The sequence below is a fragment of the Mesorhizobium sp. M6A.T.Cr.TU.017.01.1.1 genome (assembly GCF_004023115.1).
Lineage (GTDB): Bacteria > Pseudomonadota > Alphaproteobacteria > Rhizobiales > Rhizobiaceae > Mesorhizobium > Mesorhizobium mediterraneum.
Genome location: NZ_RZTA01000024.1, coordinates 16,584 through 32,473, shown reverse-complemented (window position 1 = coordinate 32,473; position 15,890 = coordinate 16,584). Strand labels below are relative to the sequence as shown.

The window sequence follows — 15,890 nt, the reverse complement described above, 5'->3', positions numbered from 1 at the left end:
AAAACCGGCTTCCACTTTTCGGGGCCATGCTTAGCGTTCCTTGACATAGGGCACGCCGCCGGCGCGCGGCGGGATCGCCTTGCCGATGAAGCCGGCGAGCAGGATGACGGTGAGGATATAGGGCAGCGCCTGCATGAGCTGTACCGGCACCTTGCCGATCAGCGGTAGCGGCGTGCCCTGCAGGCGGATCGACAGCGCGTCGAGAAAGCCGAACAACAGGCAGGCGAACATGGCGTTGACCGGCTTCCACTTGGCGAAGATCAGCGCGGCCAGCGCGATATAACCCTTGCCGGCGGTCATGTCCTTCACGAAGCCGCCATTTTGCACCATCGACAGATAGGCGCCGGCAATGCCGGTGAGCACACCGGTGCAGATCAGCGCCCGATAGCGCAGCCAGGCGACCGAGATGCCGGCGGTGTCGACCGCGGCCGGGTTCTCGCCGACCGCGCGCATCCGCAAGCCGAAGCGGGTGCGAAACAGCACCCACCAGGTGAACGGCACGGCGAGGAACGCGATATAGACCAGCACGGAATGGCCGGAGATCAGTTCCGAATATATCGGACCGAGGATCGGCACGCCCCTGAGCGCGTCCGCACCGGGCCAGACGACCGCCCCGAACCGCTCGTCCGAGGCCAAAGCTGGCGTACGACCACCTTGCTGGAACCAGGCCTGGCCAAGCATGATCGTCGATCCCGCGGCGATAAAATTGATCGCCACACCGGAGACGATCTGGTTGCCACGATGGGTGATCGAGGCAAAGCCGTGGATCAGCGCGAAGGCGACCGAGATGAGGATGGCCATGCCGAGGCCGAGATAGGCGGAGTGGAAGACGGAGGCTGCGGCGGCACCGGCGAAGGCGCCGACCAGCATCTTGCCCTCGAGCCCGATGTCGAAGATGCCGGCCCGCTCCGAATAGAGGCCGGCGAGGCAGGCGAGCAGCAAGGGCACCGACAGGCGGATGGTCGAGTCTAGAACCTGGATGATGGCGTTGAACAAATCCATCTCAGGCGCCCTTCCCCTTGACCGCTTCCATGCCGACAGATCTCGGGCTGAGCGAAGCGAACAGCGCCTGGACGTAGGGCCGGAACATGTGCTCGAGCGCGCCGGCGAACAGGATGACCAGGCCCTGGATGATGACGATCATGTCGCGGCTGATCGCCGGCATCTCGAAGGCAAGCTCGGCGCCGCCCTGATAGAGCATGCCGAACAAGATGGCGGCGAGCACGATGCCGACCGGGTGCAGGCGCCCCATCAGCGCCACGGCGATGCCGACGAAACCGGCACCCGAAACGAATTCGAGCGCGACATTGTGCTGGTCGCCCATCGTCGGATTGAGCGCCATCATGCCGGCCAGCGCGCCCGAAATCATCATGGCTATGATGATGATACGGGTCTCCGAAATGCCGGCATAGCGCGCCGCTTTCGAGCTGTGGCCGTAGGTGCGCATCTCGTAGCCGAGCCTGGTGCGCCAGATCAGCACCCAGACCAGAAAGGCCATGGCCAGCGCCAGCAGAAAGCTGATGTTGAACGGCGCCGAACGGATCTTGGCGCCGAACAGCTCGATGACCCAGTTGAGCTTCGGCAATTGCGCGCCGTCGAGGAAGGTGCGCGTCTGCGGCGCCATCGAATTGGCCGGCTTCAAGAATCCGACCAGTGCGTAGACCATGACGCTGGCGGCGATGAAATTGAACATGATGGTGGTAATGACGATGTGCGAGCCGCGCTTTGCCTGCAGATAGGCTGGGATCAGCGCCCACAGCGCCCCCATCGCCGCAGAGGCGATGATCGCCAGCGGGAAAGTGAGCCACCATGGCAGCACGCTGTCGAAGGCCAGGCAGACAATGCCGATGCCGAGGCCGGCGATATAGCCTTGGCCCTCGCCGCCGATGTTGAACAGGCCGCAATGCGCCGCAACCGCCACCGAAAGCCCGCTGAAGATGAAGGTGGTGGCGTAGAAAAGCGTGAACGCAATGCCTTGCCCACGGCCGAAGGCGCCCTCGACCAGGACGGCGGCCGCGCGGAACGGATTTTCGCCAACCAGAAGCACGACGAAGCCGGCGACGACGAAGGCAACGGCGAGATTGATCACCGGGATCAGCCCGTAATCGGCCCAAGCCGGCAACTTGGCGTAAGGCGTGCTCATGCCGCCGCCTCCTGGCGCTCGACGCCGGCCATCAGCAGGCCGAGCTCACCCTCGGTCGCCTCCGGTCCGCGCTCGCCGACGATACGGCCGGCAAACATCACCAGGATGCGGTCGGACAGCGAACGGATCTCGTCGAGTTCGACCGACACCACCAGCACGGCCTTGCCCTGGTCGCGCATGGCGATGAGCCGCTTGTGGATGAATTCGATGGCGCCGACATCGACGCCGCGCGTCGGCTGGCCAACGATCAGCACGCCCGGGTCTTGTTCCATTTCCCGCGCCAGCACGATCTTCTGCTGGTTGCCGCCGGAGAAATTAGCGGTCTTGAGCCGGCAGTCCGCCGGGCGGATGTCGTATTTGGTGATCTTGTCCTTGGCGTCGTCGCGGATGGCGTCGATGTTGAGGAACGGCCCCCGGAGATAGCGGGGATCGTCGTGATAGCCGAGGATCGAATTCTCGTTCTCCTCGAAGGCCAGCACCAGCCCGACGTGATGACGATCCTCCGGCACATGGGCGAGACCGCGGTCGCGCAGCTCGCCGGGATCGGCAGCCCCGGTGAGATCGATCGGCTTGCCGTCGAGCATGACCGAGCCCGAGACGGCGCGCCTGATGCCGGAAATCGCCTCGAGCATTTCGGATTGCCCGTTGCCGGCAACGCCGGCTATGCCTACGATCTCGCCGGCACGCACATCGAAGGAGATGTCGTCGACCATGGTGACGCCGCGGGAATCCTTCACCGTCAGGTTCTTCACCGCGAGCTTGACGCCGCCGGCTTCCGCCTCGCCCTTCTCGACCCTGAGCAGCACGCGCCGCCCGACCATCAGCTCGGCCAGCTCCTCGACCGTCGTCTTCTTGGTCTCCCTGGTCGCCACCATTGTGCCCTGGCGCATGACCGACACGGTGTCGGTGATCGCCATGATTTCGCGCAGCTTGTGGGTGATCAGCACGATCGTTTTGCCCTGCTCCTTCAACTGCTTGAGGATGCGGAACAGGTGGTCGGCTTCAGCCGGAGTGAGCACGCCCGTCGGCTCGTCGAGGATCAGGATCTCGGCGCCGCGATACAGCGCCTTGAGGATTTCGACACGCTGCTGCAGGCCGACCGGCAACTCCTCGATGATCGCATCGGGATCGACCTCCAGCCCGTATTCGCGTTCGAGCCGTTCCAGCTCCGACCGCGCCTTGGCGATGCTCCTCTTCAGCAAGGCATCGCTTTCGGCGCCGAGAATGACGTTTTCCAGCACCGTGAAATTGTCGACCAGCATGAAGTGCTGATGCACCATGCCGATGCCGAGCGCGATGGCGTCGTTTGGCGACTTGATCGACGCCGGCTGGCCGCCGACGCGGATCTCACCGCTGTCGGCCTGGTAGAAGCCATAGAGGATCGACATCAGTGTCGACTTGCCGGCGCCGTTCTCGCCGACAATGCCGTGGATGGTGCCGCGCACGATCTCCAGATTGATGTCGCGGTTGGCGCGCACGGCGCCAAAACTCTTGTTGATGCCGATCAGCTCGATTGCGGCTTGCGCCATGCAGCCTGTCCCACTCTTATTTTTTTATCGCTTGGTCAAAACGCCTAGCATGACGCCCCGTCTGTGCCAATTGGCCGGAGCAGCGTTCACTCTCGACAAATCCCCGCGCGCTTGTCAATTTCGAACGTGGCCGCAGCCTTCACATTCGCTGTCGCATCGGCCGGAAAACCGGATTCGATTTTCGGAAAGCACGATGCGAAGATTGTAAGTGTCAGAGCGTAGTTTGTGCGTCCAATTGGACGCCCGTCGCTCTAATGTGGCAGACCCAGAAAATTCGCATCTCTTGGGAGTTGCGCAGCGAGAACCGAGGTTTTTCAAATGACCATGCCCGCCGACCGGCTGACAACGCTGGAAATACGCGCCGCCGAGCAGGAGAAGACCATCGAGGAACTGTCCGGCCAGATCGCCGAGCAGTGGAAGGTGATCGAGCGCATGCAGCGCAAGCTCGATGCGCTGACCGACCGCTTCCTGGCGTTGGAAGAACAGGCCGCACCGGACGTGCCGGTGACCAAGCCGCCGCATTGGTGAGCGACTGAGGAAGAGCAACGAGCGTGGCCGGTGAAAGCGACCGCTTAGCCGGACGGCCGCGAATACGTGCAGCCGGCCCACGCGGTTCTCAGGTCAGGCAGCGGCTTTCGACGGCTGCCAAAGTTCGATCGGATTGCCTTCGGGATCATGAATGCGGCAGAAGCGGCCGGCCTCTGAATCCCATTCGGCGCGAGTTTCGACGGCGATGCCCGCCGCCTTGAGATCGGCCACGGTCGCATCGATGTCATCGACGCGGAAATTGATCATCCACTGCTGATCCATACGACCGAAATAGTCGCTCTCTCGACGGAACGGTGCGAAGACGGTCGGGCCAGCCTCCTGTTTCCAGACGGTCTTGGCGATGTCGGCAATGCCCAGATGCTTCTCGTACCAGGCGGTCAGCGCTTGCGGGTCGCTGGCGCGAAAGAAGAAGCCGCCTATTCCCGTCACCGTCGCCATCGGCCGTTACCTCCTCTTGCCGGATATTATTTTTGCGGTCCGCCATCCATAACGCAAAACCGCCGGGTTTTCACCCCGGCGGCTTTGATCAGATCCGCGATGTCGGTCGATCAATAAGGGCAGGCGTTGTCCGACATGTAGTCGTGCACCTTGACGGTACCCGCGATAATGTCGGCCTTGGCCTTTTCGACCGCCGCTTTCATCGCGTCGTCGACAAGCGCCTTGTTGTTGTCGTCCATGGCGTAGTCGACGCCGCCTTCCTTGAGGCCGAGATCGTTGATGCCGCCGGTGAACTTGTCGTTCTTGGCGTCCATGAAGGTGTTGTAGACCGCAACGTCGACGCGCTTGACCATGGAGGTCAGCACCTTGCCGGGCTGCAGGCCGTTCTGGTTGGAATCGACACCGATGCCGAGCTTGCCGCCGTCGGCCGCTGCCTGCAGCACGCCAACACCGGTTCCGCCTGCCGCCGCGTAGATCACGTCGGCGCCCTGGTCGATCTGCGTCTTGGCGATCTCGCCGCCCTTGGCCGGATCGTTCCAGGCTGCCGGCGTGTCGCCGGTCATGTTCTGGATGACATCGGTCGCGCCGGCCGCCTTGGCGCCGCCGACATAGCCGCAGCCGAATCTGCGGATCAGCGGAATGTCCATGCCGCCGATGAAGCCGACCTTCTTCGACTTGGAAGCCATCGCTGCCATCACGCCGACGAGGTAGGAGCCTTCCTGCTCCTTGTAGACGACGGAGCGGACGTTGGGCTTGTCGACGACCATGTCGATGATGGCGAATTTGGTGTCGGGAAACTCGACGGCGATCTTCTCCAGCGCATCCGCCCAGGAGAAGCCCGCCATGGCGATCGGATTGCGGCCATCCTCGGCGAAACGGCGCAGCGCCTGCTCGCGCTGGGTCGCGTTGCTGACCTCGAATTCCACATAGGCGATACCGGTTTCGGCCTTGAATTTTTCGGCGCCATTGAAGGACGCCTCGTTGAACGACTTGTCGAACTTGCCGCCGAGATCGTAGAGAAGCGCGGGCTGAATGTCCGCGGCGAAGGCCGGAAGAACCATCGCAGTTGCGGCCAGGAGGCCGAGAACAATACGTTTCATGTGATCCACACCCTGTCGGTTATTTTTTCCGTTATGCACCGCCCGCCTGCCCGGTTCTCCGGCAGGCATGCGACATCAGACAGGAGCGTCTTCCTCCCGCTTCGGGCCAATCTGGCACGGCCCGAAACAAAATTCACGCGGAATTTTGACCTTTTGGAAAAGCGTGGCGCCGCGTCCCGGCGCCACGGATCATCGCCTCGCCAAGGGCCTCAAGCGGAGACGGCAGCCGGGATGGCGCAGGCAACGCCGGTGCCCTGCAGGTTGCAATAGCCGTAGGGATTCTTCGCCAGATATTGCTGGTGGTCTTCCTCGGCGAAGTAGAATTCGGGCGCCGGCGCGATCTCGGTGGTGATCTTGCCGCGGCCAGCACCGCGCAACGAGGCCTCATAGGCGTCGCGCGAAGCGATCGCCGCCTGGTATTGCGCATCACCGAACGTATAGATCGCCGAGCGGTAGGTGGTGCCGACATCGTTGCCCTGGCGCATGCCCTGCGTCGGGTCATGGCTTTCCCAGAACAGCTTCAGAAGCTGTGCATAGGACACGATCTTCGGGTCGTAGACGACGAGCACGACTTCGGCATGGCCGGTCAAACCGGTGCAGGTTTCCTGGTAGGTCGGGTTGGGGGTGACGCCACCCGCATAACCGACAGCCGTGACCCATACGCCCTCGACCTGCCAGAACATACGCTCGGCGCCCCAGAAGCAGCCCAGTCCGAACATCGCTGTCTCCAGCCCCTCGGGATAAGGCCCCTTGAGCGGCCGCTTCGAGACAAAGTGCTTGGATGCCGTCGGGATAGGCTTGGCACGACCCGGCAGCGCCTCGGCAGGCTTCGGCAGATTGAGCTTCTTGTTCAGCATGTCGCTGAGAAAAAACATGCGCGGTCTCCCTTTCTCTTTGATTTGGGATTTCTCTTCGTTTGGGGACGCCAGAAGGCCATCAGCAACAAGTCATCAAGTCCGGGCGAACCGCCCTGTCGGCCGCTCCCGCCTGTAGCCGATAATGTAGAGAATGAAGGCAAGCACCGCGAACACGGCGAAGCCGGGCTGGTTGAGCACCCAGGCGACGGCGCCGTCCCACAGCAGCGGACTGACCTTGTCGCGGACGAAGCTTTCGAAGGCGCTTCGCGTATCCGGCGAGACGGCGAGCCAGCTTGTGTTGAGCGGGGTCATGACCAGCGCCGAGGCCGCCACCGAGCGTGTCGTATCGAGCACCGCCATGATGACGGAAACCGAAAGCGCAACCATTGCCGCGAGACGGAAAAGAAAGCGAAACATGCAGACCTTTCCTCCCCAGGACTTTAGCAGACAGACTGCAACGTCTGTTTCGAACAGAGAGATAGTGTGCGCGCGCTTTGTTCGCAATCGCGACACGCGAATTTGAAGCTACGCCGCCGGTTTCAGCTTTCGCCGATTGACGCGCCAGACAGCGAGCACACCGCCCGCCACCGCGCCGACAACCAGCCCGGCCAGCCCGACGAACAGGGCAAAATAGGCGCAGGCACCCTCGAAGCAGCTCATGTCGGTGAGATTCGCGACCATCAAGCCGCCGAAAAACCCGGCGCAGGCGCCGAGCGCGGCGCCGAGAATGACCCCGAGCAAGGTGGCGATGATCGAGGCCAGCACCGGCGGGCGTTCGGTTCCCGGATTGGCATAGACTGCATCGGCGCCCGAGCCGCGGCGCAGAAGGTAGATGCAGAGCAAGCCGATGGCGATTTCAGCGCCGGTGATGGCCAGCCCTCTGGCCGAGAAAACGAAGTCCGGCGTGACCAGGATGTAGCACTGCCTCGCCAGCAGCCACAGTATGGTGGCGACCTGCCAAAGCGTGAAATGCCTGGGAAAACGCGCCGAGCGGTTGAAGGCGAGACCGAGGACAAAAAGCCCCCACAGAAAGATGACGATGCTGGCGGCGAGGCTGCCATAGATGAGATAGTAAACGCTGTCCGGCAGGCCGTAGTCGCTGGTCAGCGGCCATCCCGAGATCATGCCGTAAACAGACCAGGCCATGACCAAGGCGAGCCAGGCAGGCGGGATGTAGGACAGCCCGCTGTCCGGTCGCCTGGCCGGCCGTCCGCTGGCCGGCTGCTCGTTGCTCGATGTCATGCCGCCCCCGCAAAGCTGACGGACACTCGATAGGCGGCCCACAGCGAAGTCAAGCGCGGCAGGTTTTTTTCGGCATTTCCCGTGCACGTCGTTCGACAGTCGCCGCATCGGGAGCATTGCGTCGGTAGCACGACAAAACCATCTGTACCCGGCAAAGCGAATAGAGTGCCGTTATGGCTTGGCATTCGATGCCGGATCGACTAGATGAGCCCCGCGCCTGTTGCTTTGACGGCTCAGGTGCGGGGAAAGGGTGTCCGTTGGTTGACGGCGCCCACGGTACCGAGTTCCGGACCGGAATCCCCCAAGGGAGACGCATCTCCCCAACCCGCGCGGCGAAACCGGCCGACGCGAAATGCCAAGACGGAGAGGTGGCCGAGTGGTTGAAGGCGCACGCCTGGAAAGTGTGTTTACGGGAAACCGTAACGCGGGTTCGAATCCCGCTCTCTCCGCCATCCAGCTTCCATAAAAATCCTTTCTTTTCAAAAACTTCCTTGTTGCGCTTGACCAGTGCGAAGCGAAACCTATCTCAGACTGTGTAACAAACTGTGTAACATTAGAGAAAGATAATGCGACGTTCCGCAGCGCCAAGGCCGCATAAACGTGAAGGCATCTGGTATCTCGTTCGCAGGGTGCCGAAGGAATTCGCGGCGTTTGATCGCCGCTGCCTGGTACGCATTTCCACGGGGGTCGCCGTGGCTGACGATCCCCGCGGTGTACGGGCGCGAGATGCAGTGCAAAGCCTCGGCGCAGGGCTGGAGGCGTATTGGCGTAGACTGCGGGAAGGCCAATCCGCCGAGGCGGGGCTGCGTTTCGAAGCCGCGAGGAAGCGCGCGCGGTCATTTGGATTGGCCTATCGCACTAACGAGGAACTAGCAGCGGGGCCGCTCGACGAACTCATGGCCCGCATCAAGCTGCTTCTCGACAAAAAATCGATCGAGGACGCGGAGGACGTCTCGGCGGTGATGGGTGGGGAGAAGCGGCCAGCGGTCCGCCTGAGCGGTCTTATCAAGGAATTCGAGACGATCGAGCAACAGAACTTGCTGACTATGTCGCCCAACCAAATCAAGAAATGGCGTAACCCCAAAAAGCGCGCAGTTGCCAATCTGGTTGGAGTCATTGGCGACAAGGAGATCGCAAGCCTCACTCGGGACGACGCAGTCGCGTTCCGCGAGTGGTGGCAAAAGCGGATCGTTGAGGACGGACTTGATATCGGTACGGCCAACAAGGACATCGGCCATGTTTCGAAAATGCTGCGCGTCGTCGATCTGACTCACCAGCTCAAGCTGGAGCCGGTTTTTCGCAACCTCCGTCTTTCCGGCGCCGTCCCCGGGCAACGCGCTGCGTTCCCAGCGGAGTTCATTCAGGAGAAGATACTCGCTGAAGGCGCGCTCGACGGACTCAATGACGAAGCCCGCCATCTAATCTATGTAATTGCCGATACCGGACTCAGGCTTTCTGAAGCGGCAAACCTCACCACCGAAACAATCCACCTCGATCAAGAAATCCCGCATGTGCGGGTGCGCCCCAATGGCCGTCGCTTGAAGACCGGTCATTCAGCCCGTGACATTCCCTTGGTTGGCGGCGCACTTGCAGCCATCAAGCTCCATCCGGGCGGCTTTCCTCGCTATCGCGACAAGGCCGCCTCACTTTCAGCGCTCGTCAACAAGGTGCTCGCCAGCAAGGAACTTCTGCCGACTTCCGAGCATAGTCTTTATAGCCTGCGTCACACTTTCGAGGACCGGCTGACGGCAGTTGAGGCGCCGGAGAAGGTAATTGCCTCTCTGATGGGCCACAAATGGATCCGGCCGAAATACGGCGCGGGACCTTCGTTAGCGCAAAAGCGCGAGTGGCTCCAAAAAATCGCTTTTACCCCGCCCGGGCGAATGTGATTGCGCCATCCAGGCCGTGAGAACCAACCTCACGGCTCCAGCTGTCCGAGCCATTTAGGTTGAGCGTGGCCAGCACGCGCTGCGCTCGCTCGCGATTTCCGAGCTTCCGCCGCATTTGTTCGACCTCGTATTCCAGCCTTTCGAAGGTCGGTGTATAGGCATCTCCATGACGGATGACCAAGTAGGCCGCAACAGCTAGACAGCATTCGAGCTCCGTGGCCGATGGACCGGAAAAAGGGGCGACGCCATAGCAAGGCGCGCAACGCCTCTCGAAAGCTTCCGAACTAGGCAAACGGCCAGCACGTGGCATCGTGACAGAAACCTATGCCTGATCGACGAACCTGAAGTGCTCACGAAGCTTGACCGGTGCGCAGGCCATCGGAGGGACAATTCCGCTCTGCCTAAAACCGACAAAAATTTTGAAACACCCGTCCCTCCGGCTCGAATTCAAAAGTTCAGCCCAGACAGGAACGCCTGATATCTTGTCGTGCACTGTCACCGTGCCAAACCTGGTGCCGGCGACAACGGCAGTTTGGCGAGCAGAAGAATTCCCGAGACTGAGACGTTCTACGGCTTGGCTCATGTTCGCGTTCCTCCTCGATTGGAAACAGGATGGGCCATATGGAAGCGAATAAAAGGAGGTTGGTGACGAGTCTCGGTAGTGGAGTAGAAACGGATGGAAAAGCTTGCGCTATTCGCCATCGGCGCCGCTAAGCGCACTTGAGAGAAGGGGCATGATCGCCAAGAGATGACGTCCGAAGAACTCTAGCGCGTCGCTTGTCGCCCCACTCTGAACTCTCGTCGGTCTGGTCCATTTATTCGACTCGAGGATGTTCGTCCGTTCATCCGGCAGGCTGCATGATCGGCATTGGCGAGGCAATCGAGGCGACAAACATCGCTCGATATGAGTAGCCGACAGGCAATCTCTAATTGCGAGGAGCGGATAGAATTGGGTACGGTCAAGGGATGAAAACGCGATATGGCTACGCTGGCGTCCATATGTTCGACCGCACATCCAGCCTTAGCCGGTCGCTGTGTGTCAAAGCGATTTAGAGGCGCGACACCGCAAGCCAGTTAGAAATGCGACAGTGACGCGTCTTTTTGGCACGACCTTAGCACCCGATCGGGCCTCAGCTGGTCGTGGTTGCGCAGCCCGATCGGGTGCGATTTTATAGAGCTCCCCTGGCTTTAGCTTTGAGATCCCGTCATCGACACAAATGCAAGGGAACGGTCCGACCGCTTGCGGACATTCGACATGCCGTGGCAGCTTGCTATGGTGAGCCAGCGCATTCCGATACACGTTTTCCGCGCTCTTCAATTCGTCAGGCGTGAGACGGTCGTGACCGCTGCGCCAATTGATCTCGTGGCAGGGTTTGAGAAGCCTCTGGTTCTCGTTGTCGACGGACGAAGCTTTGATCCCACTCGATCAAGAGTGCGCTCTTTGCGAAGCCGGCTATACCGTTGCTCCAGCCCCTGTGCTGAGGCTGAGCGCTTGATCAAGGACAGCCCCCGGCCGCTGCTGTTCTGGACGTGAAGTTGCGGGATGGTGACTGCGTTGAGGTCGCGAAGACCTTGACCGCGGGTACGTTGTTCATCCGGATGAGCGCTGAGCCGAGAAGCGGCCAAGAACGCTTGCCTGTATTCGAATCCTACGGGAACCGCGAAACGAGCGTCCAAGGGACGCAATTCTCCGACGTCGTTCACTCAAGCTCATCTCGCAACTTGAACGCTTGTATCAAGCCGCTGCGTGTGCGCCGGTGGACCGGATTGCTGCATCCAAACCACGTGCTCAGTTCCGCCCCCGCAATAACTCTACCGTCCGAAACGGCTTTCGCGCGCCAGGTCCACCCCACATGAAAGTTCCGCGAGCAGCACGGACGGAGAGGCCGGTCACAACTCCTTCGCGTGCTCTTTTACTACCGAATCAAGTGCCAGATGGAGAGGCACTGCCTTAGAGAACAGGAAGCCCTGCGCGGTTCTGCAGCCAAGCTTGTACAGAGTTTGCCGATCTGCCTCTGTTTCAACGCCCTCGGCCATGACCTCGATCCCGAGCGTCCTACCAAGATCAATCACCGCTTTGACAAGCAGCCGATCCTCCCGGGACTTGGCTAAGCCGCGAATGAAGCCCTGGTCTATTTTCACCTTCCTGATCCGACTGTCCTTGAGCGATGCCAACGTCGAAAAACCGGTGCCGAAGTCATCGAGCGCGATAGAAATGCCAGCATGTGAAAGCCGGCCGAGCTTTTCATCCACTCTGTCCGGATCCACTGGGCCTTCTTCGGTAATCTCGATATCGAACATCGTTGCAGGGAGGTCTTTTGCCGCCAGACCATTAAGAATCATGTCGTCAATATCGCCAGCTTCCAATTCGCGCGGTGAAACATTCATCGCCACACGAACATCACGACAGTCAGCTTTGACCAAGCCCTCGATAAGAGCGCAACAGTCGGCGAATACCGTTTGAGTTAGCAGCTGAAGCATTCCAGTTTCGCGTGCCGCTGTCATGATCTCGGGCGGAGAAATGGGACCGTGAAGCGGGTGAGACCACCTTAGCAAGGCTTCAAAACCGACGACGGCTTCAGTTTCGAGTCTTACGATTGGCTGGAACCAAGGGACCAAGCTTCTCATCGTTATCGCCGAATGAAGATCGCGTTCGATTGACTGGCGGCGTTGCAGTTCCCGGGCTAGCTCGGCATCGAACAGACAAAATTCATTCCTGCCGCGGCGCTTAGCTGTGTAAAGGGCGATGTCGGCCCGCAACAACATTTCCGTTAGTCCGGGGTTTTCAGCCAAGTAGATTCCTATAGACGCTCCAATGCGGACCGATGCGATCCCAGGATAGGGGCGAGCAAGCTTGGCTATGAGATTGGACGCGAGATTGGTGGGAGAAGGAGAATTCTTTCGCGAAGAAAAAATCAGCACGAATTCATCCCCACCGATGCGGGCGAGCGTTGAGCCCTCCGGTGCTTCTTCCTCTATTCGGCGGGCGATCCTGACAAGCAGCTCGTCACCCGTTCTGTGACCGTAGGTATCGTTGACAGATTTGAACCCATCCAGATCAATCAGCATGGCGACAAAGGGCCCATCAGTGTTCTCAAACTGATCGATTGCATGTTCGAGGCCGCGCCTGTTGAGGAGCGCGGTAAGATGGTCCTCCCTGGAATTGCGCTCCATTTCCGCGGCAAGCCGCTCGGCTTGATGTCTCAGGCGGCTCGCGTCACGGAAGCGCGCTTGTCCAACGAACGAGGCTCGAACCAGGCCGCCCTCGAAAAGCAGGACGGCAAAAGCCAGAATGTAGTTTTCCAGGGTTCCCTTCGTCAGCAAGCATGCGGCGGCAATGAGGAGTGGCGGTGTGATGAAGTATATCGCTGCCGCAGCATATGAGCTGCCGTACGTGACCGCGCCAGCTGAAATGCCCGCCAGAATTATTAGATGCAGCGATGCTTGAGACGTAGTGTACCCAGCCGTTAGGACGGCAAGGAATGACCAGGTGAATCCCGCCAGAAGAGCAAGCCTGCCAAACCAGCGAAGCCGCAGCCAAACCCGTGTCAGATCATCCTGGACTCCGGGTTCCTTCAGCTGATGACGGGCGAGTGCAAGGCGGGCGGCATTTATCGCATTAACGACCGAAAACCAGGCCGCGCCAGCAAGACCGTTCCCGGAAAGGGCCTGCACGGTCAAAATCAGCCCGGACAGCACAATGCTTATCGGCATTGAGACGAAAAGGCCTGCCCTCAGATCAGCGAGCTGGTCCTGAAGGATTCTCGCCTCCAGCGGATCTTCTTTTTCCAGGGCTGGACGGGTCAGCTTGCTTACTCCTGCTTGTCCGCAGCCTACGCAGCCCCCCTGAAGGACGGGTTAATTCTTCAATCGGAGATCAGCGTCGGGAGCAGGATTACTCCGGCGCATGATGCACTCTCTCGCATCGCTCGCCCAGCACATCGCGCAAAAATGCAACTGCTGGTGCAGTATCACCGCTGGAGCTCCGCCGAAATCCCATGCCGGACAAGGGGAACATGTTGGGCAAAGCGAAGCCCCAGATGCCTTGCAAGCCGTGCCGCCAGGTGGTCTCTGGAGTAGAGTCCAACCAGTATGTTCGTTGCATGGTAGAGCGGCGCCGCCGACAGGCGCAGCCGCCTTTCGTATATGTGCAGCATGTCGGGGTCGCCAACATTGCGGCCGTCGCGGCACGCAGTCATGATTCCACGGGCGAGCTGCTTCTGGCTGCTGAGGCCGATGTTGAATCCGTGAGCGGTCACCGGGTGCATGCCGATGGCAGCGTCGCCGATGAGTGCGGCGCTCGGGGCCCGGAATTTGTGCGCCCACGTCGTGACCAGCGGATAGGTATGGCGCTTGCTTGCCAAGGTCATTTTTCCAAGGCGCCCTCGACACCGTTTCGTCAACTCCGACAGGAACAAATCGTCATCGAAGGCAAGCAGTCTATAGGCCTCGTTTGAGCGCAATGTGAGCAGCAGCGACGACACGCCTTCCGCGAGGGGCAATATCGCTATCGTCTGATGGTGATCGAACCATTCGATGGCGATCTGGTGGTGGGCGCGCTCGTGCCTCACTCGGCAAATCAGCATCGAGTGGCCAAGCCGGTTGATATCGGCGCCGATGCCCAGCAGATCACGCGTGGCGGACAAACGCGAATCCGCGGCAACAACAAGCCGAGCAGTTAAACGCGCGCCATTAGAGAGCGTTACGACTGCTCCTTCTTGGCTGTTTGTTGCATCGACGACCGAGTGGCCGCACAACAGCCGGGCGCGATCCTGCAAGCGGACGATTTTGAACAGCGCCTCGCGGATCCGGCAATTTGGAACCAAAACCCCCAGCGGTTCTCCAGAGTTGCTGGGAGGATCGAAACGAAGAGCGAATGCGCTCGAGCCGTTGAGCACGCGCGCGCCTTGAAGTGCTGATTTGTCCGAAGCCGGGATGACATCCCAGGCGCCGAGCTCGCGAAGGGTTCTGATCGAAGCGTTGGTCAGCGCGATTTCGCGACCATCGAAAGCCGGATTCGCCAGACTATAGAATGTGTTCTGTTCAACAACTGCCACCTTGAGTTCGCTTTGGGCAAGCGACGCAGCGAACGAAAGGCCGACCGGCCCGGCTCCAACGACAACGATGTCAAAATTCTCGTCAGAGCCCATCAGCGTGCCGCCATCCCGTCGGCTATCCTCGTGTAACGGTGGAACTGAGCCGAGTGACCTCCGCTGAGCTCCGTGCCCGCCGCATTGCCTAAAGGCGCTGGGCCGCGGGATTCGCATGGATCGGCAACGAAGCACGCAACCCGCTCAGAGGTGGATGCGGCTAACCGAACCCGCCCTTTCGCCGCGCAGCCGCGCAGATCGCCGCCAGCAAGCGAGACACTCGCGACGCTGGTCAGCCACGGCCGCGCCGCATCGATGGCCACATTCGACTTGGAACCCGTGCGCATAGCTACTCACGCTCCACGACGTCGAAGCGGGTTCTCTTGCTAGGGTATCGAACGTAGCGCTCTCTCTCGTCATCCCAGCCAAGGTAGCGGAAACTTTTATGCACGACCGCGCATATCTTCGCAAGAACCTGCTGCATGGCTTCGATGTCGATGTCCTTGCAATTCAGTCGCCGATAGAGCAAAGCCCACGCGGCGACATAGTCGTCGAAATAGCGCGCGTCACTCGAACCAATGATCAACTTCGGACGGTTGGTCGATCTCGAAAACGCACGTCCCAACCCCGATGATGCTCCGCAGCACGTTGACATCACGAGGATCTTCGGCGCTGGATCCGAGCCCTGGAACATTTCTACGAAGTCAGCCCAAAGTAGGCTACCTCGCCCACTGGATGAAGCGATCCCGTCTCCATTGCCGTGCCCAGCGATGTGAAGCACGTCGCACTTCGCCTTGTTCGCTTGGACTACAGCCTCACGAAAATGCTTTCGGTCCAAAGTAATGCGATAGTCCGAGTGGATGTTGAAAGCCTTTAACAACTGCTGCAGGATCGGTCCCTCGTGCTTGTCGTGGTAGTAGTCTTTCGCGTAGTGGCAGTCGATGATGTGAACGGTTTTCATGGCACTCCAGCCGTTTGTTCGTTGATCGTCGTGACGAGCGGACACCACGCGCCCGGAACCGCGTGACGTACGCTGAGTTCCGGTGCCGTCGC

Annotated in this window: 13 protein-coding genes and 1 tRNA gene; 3 read left to right on the top strand and 11 right to left on the bottom strand. The window is 60.4% G+C overall.

Annotated elements, in window-relative coordinates:
• Positions 1-30 precede the first annotated feature (30 nt).
• Genes EOB36_RS10535 through EOB36_RS10525 form a run of 3 tightly spaced genes read right to left on the bottom strand, consistent with a single transcriptional unit; the run spans position 31 to position 3,672 of the window.
• Positions 31-1,002: an ABC transporter permease gene (locus tag EOB36_RS10535; protein WP_128284811.1), complete on the bottom strand. Its 972-nt coding sequence runs from the start codon at positions 1,000-1,002 to the stop codon at positions 31-33.
• A gap of 1 nt (position 1,003) precedes the next feature.
• A complete protein-coding gene (locus EOB36_RS10530; protein WP_128284810.1) occupies positions 1,004-2,143 on the bottom strand; it encodes an ABC transporter permease in 1,140 nt (379 codons plus the stop codon).
• Entirely contained in the window at positions 2,140-3,672 is a 1,533-nt protein-coding gene (locus EOB36_RS10525) for an ABC transporter ATP-binding protein (protein ID WP_128284809.1), read from the bottom strand. Before EOB36_RS10525 ends, EOB36_RS10530 begins: the two co-directional genes overlap by 4 nt.
• Positions 3,673-3,990: 318 nt before the next feature.
• On the opposite strand from EOB36_RS10525, the gene EOB36_RS10520 reads away from it, so the two are divergent.
• Positions 3,991-4,200 (top strand): SlyX family protein, encoded by a 210-nt coding sequence (locus tag EOB36_RS10520; RefSeq protein ID WP_095488524.1) that lies wholly within the window; start codon positions 3,991-3,993, stop codon positions 4,198-4,200.
• Between the two features lie 93 nt (positions 4,201-4,293).
• Here the strand turns inward: EOB36_RS10520 and EOB36_RS10515 are convergent, their stop codons facing one another.
• The 5 genes from EOB36_RS10515 to EOB36_RS10495 all read right to left on the bottom strand — a co-directional run bounded on the left by EOB36_RS10515 (position 4,294) and on the right by EOB36_RS10495 (position 7,858).
• Positions 4,294-4,659 carry a VOC family protein gene (locus EOB36_RS10515; RefSeq protein ID WP_127204616.1) on the bottom strand — a complete coding sequence of 122 codons (366 nt, stop codon included), beginning with the start codon at positions 4,657-4,659 and terminating at the stop codon, positions 4,294-4,296.
• Between the two features lie 110 nt (positions 4,660-4,769).
• On the bottom strand, positions 4,770-5,759 hold the full coding sequence (locus EOB36_RS10510; RefSeq protein ID WP_128284808.1) for a BMP family ABC transporter substrate-binding protein: 990 nt from the start codon (positions 5,757-5,759) through the stop codon (positions 4,770-4,772).
• Between the two features lie 209 nt (positions 5,760-5,968).
• Positions 5,969-6,634 (bottom strand): peptide-methionine (S)-S-oxide reductase MsrA, encoded by a 666-nt coding sequence (gene msrA / locus EOB36_RS10505; RefSeq protein WP_095488527.1) that lies wholly within the window; start codon positions 6,632-6,634, stop codon positions 5,969-5,971.
• Positions 6,635-6,709: 75 nt separating this feature from the next.
• A complete protein-coding gene (locus EOB36_RS10500) occupies positions 6,710-7,033 on the bottom strand; it encodes a hypothetical protein (protein WP_128242897.1) in 324 nt (107 codons plus the stop codon).
• 108 nt (positions 7,034-7,141) lie between these two features.
• Positions 7,142-7,858 (bottom strand): DUF2569 family protein, encoded by a 717-nt coding sequence (locus EOB36_RS10495; RefSeq protein WP_128242898.1) that lies wholly within the window; start codon positions 7,856-7,858, stop codon positions 7,142-7,144.
• Between the two features lie 362 nt (positions 7,859-8,220).
• On the opposite strand from EOB36_RS10495, the gene EOB36_RS10490 reads away from it, so the two are divergent.
• Positions 8,221-8,310, top strand: a tRNA-Ser gene (locus EOB36_RS10490).
• Between the two features lie 114 nt (positions 8,311-8,424).
• Positions 8,425-9,747, top strand: a complete 1,323-nt coding sequence (locus tag EOB36_RS10485) for an integrase (RefSeq protein WP_095488529.1) — start codon at positions 8,425-8,427, stop codon at positions 9,745-9,747.
• Positions 9,748-11,637: 1,890 nt separating this feature from the next.
• Here EOB36_RS10485 and EOB36_RS10480 read toward each other — a convergent pair.
• From EOB36_RS10480 to EOB36_RS10470, 3 genes are all read right to left on the bottom strand, one after another.
• Positions 11,638-13,461 carry an EAL domain-containing protein gene (locus EOB36_RS10480; RefSeq protein ID WP_245330026.1) on the bottom strand — a complete coding sequence of 608 codons (1,824 nt, stop codon included), beginning with the start codon at positions 13,459-13,461 and terminating at the stop codon, positions 11,638-11,640.
• 257 nt (positions 13,462-13,718) lie between these two features.
• On the bottom strand, positions 13,719-14,900 hold the full coding sequence (gene ubiM, locus EOB36_RS10475; protein WP_206073007.1) for a 5-demethoxyubiquinol-8 5-hydroxylase UbiM: 1,182 nt from the start codon (positions 14,898-14,900) through the stop codon (positions 13,719-13,721).
• Positions 14,901-15,186: 286 nt separating this feature from the next.
• Positions 15,187-15,798 (bottom strand): hypothetical protein, encoded by a 612-nt coding sequence (locus EOB36_RS10470; protein WP_095488532.1) that lies wholly within the window; start codon positions 15,796-15,798, stop codon positions 15,187-15,189.
• Positions 15,799-15,890: the final 92 nt, after the last annotated feature.

What these genes read in the sequence shown, in the direction of transcription:
- EOB36_RS10535 (WP_128284811.1), bottom strand. Translation starts at nt 1,002, where the DNA reads ATGGATTTGTTCAACGCCATCATCCAGGTTCTAGACTCGACCATCCGC.
- EOB36_RS10530 (WP_128284810.1), bottom strand. Translation starts at nt 2,143, where the DNA reads ATGAGCACGCCTTACGCCAAGTTGCCGGCTTGGGCCGATTACGGGCTG.
- EOB36_RS10525 (WP_128284809.1), bottom strand. Translation starts at nt 3,672, where the DNA reads ATGGCGCAAGCCGCAATCGAGCTGATCGGCATCAACAAGAGTTTTGGC.
- EOB36_RS10520 (WP_095488524.1), top strand. Translation starts at nt 3,991, where the DNA reads ATGACCATGCCCGCCGACCGGCTGACAACGCTGGAAATACGCGCCGCC.
- EOB36_RS10515 (WP_127204616.1), bottom strand. Translation starts at nt 4,659, where the DNA reads ATGGCGACGGTGACGGGAATAGGCGGCTTCTTCTTTCGCGCCAGCGAC.
- EOB36_RS10510 (WP_128284808.1), bottom strand. Translation starts at nt 5,759, where the DNA reads ATGAAACGTATTGTTCTCGGCCTCCTGGCCGCAACTGCGATGGTTCTT.
- msrA (WP_095488527.1), bottom strand. Translation starts at nt 6,634, where the DNA reads ATGTTTTTTCTCAGCGACATGCTGAACAAGAAGCTCAATCTGCCGAAG.
- EOB36_RS10500 (WP_128242897.1), bottom strand. Translation starts at nt 7,033, where the DNA reads ATGTTTCGCTTTCTTTTCCGTCTCGCGGCAATGGTTGCGCTTTCGGTT.
- EOB36_RS10495 (WP_128242898.1), bottom strand. Translation starts at nt 7,858, where the DNA reads ATGACATCGAGCAACGAGCAGCCGGCCAGCGGACGGCCGGCCAGGCGA.
- EOB36_RS10485 (WP_095488529.1), top strand. Translation starts at nt 8,425, where the DNA reads ATGCGACGTTCCGCAGCGCCAAGGCCGCATAAACGTGAAGGCATCTGG.
- EOB36_RS10480 (WP_245330026.1), bottom strand. Translation starts at nt 13,461, where the DNA reads ATGCCGATAAGCATTGTGCTGTCCGGGCTGATTTTGACCGTGCAGGCC.
- EOB36_RS10470 (WP_095488532.1), bottom strand. Translation starts at nt 15,798, where the DNA reads ATGAAAACCGTTCACATCATCGACTGCCACTACGCGAAAGACTACTAC.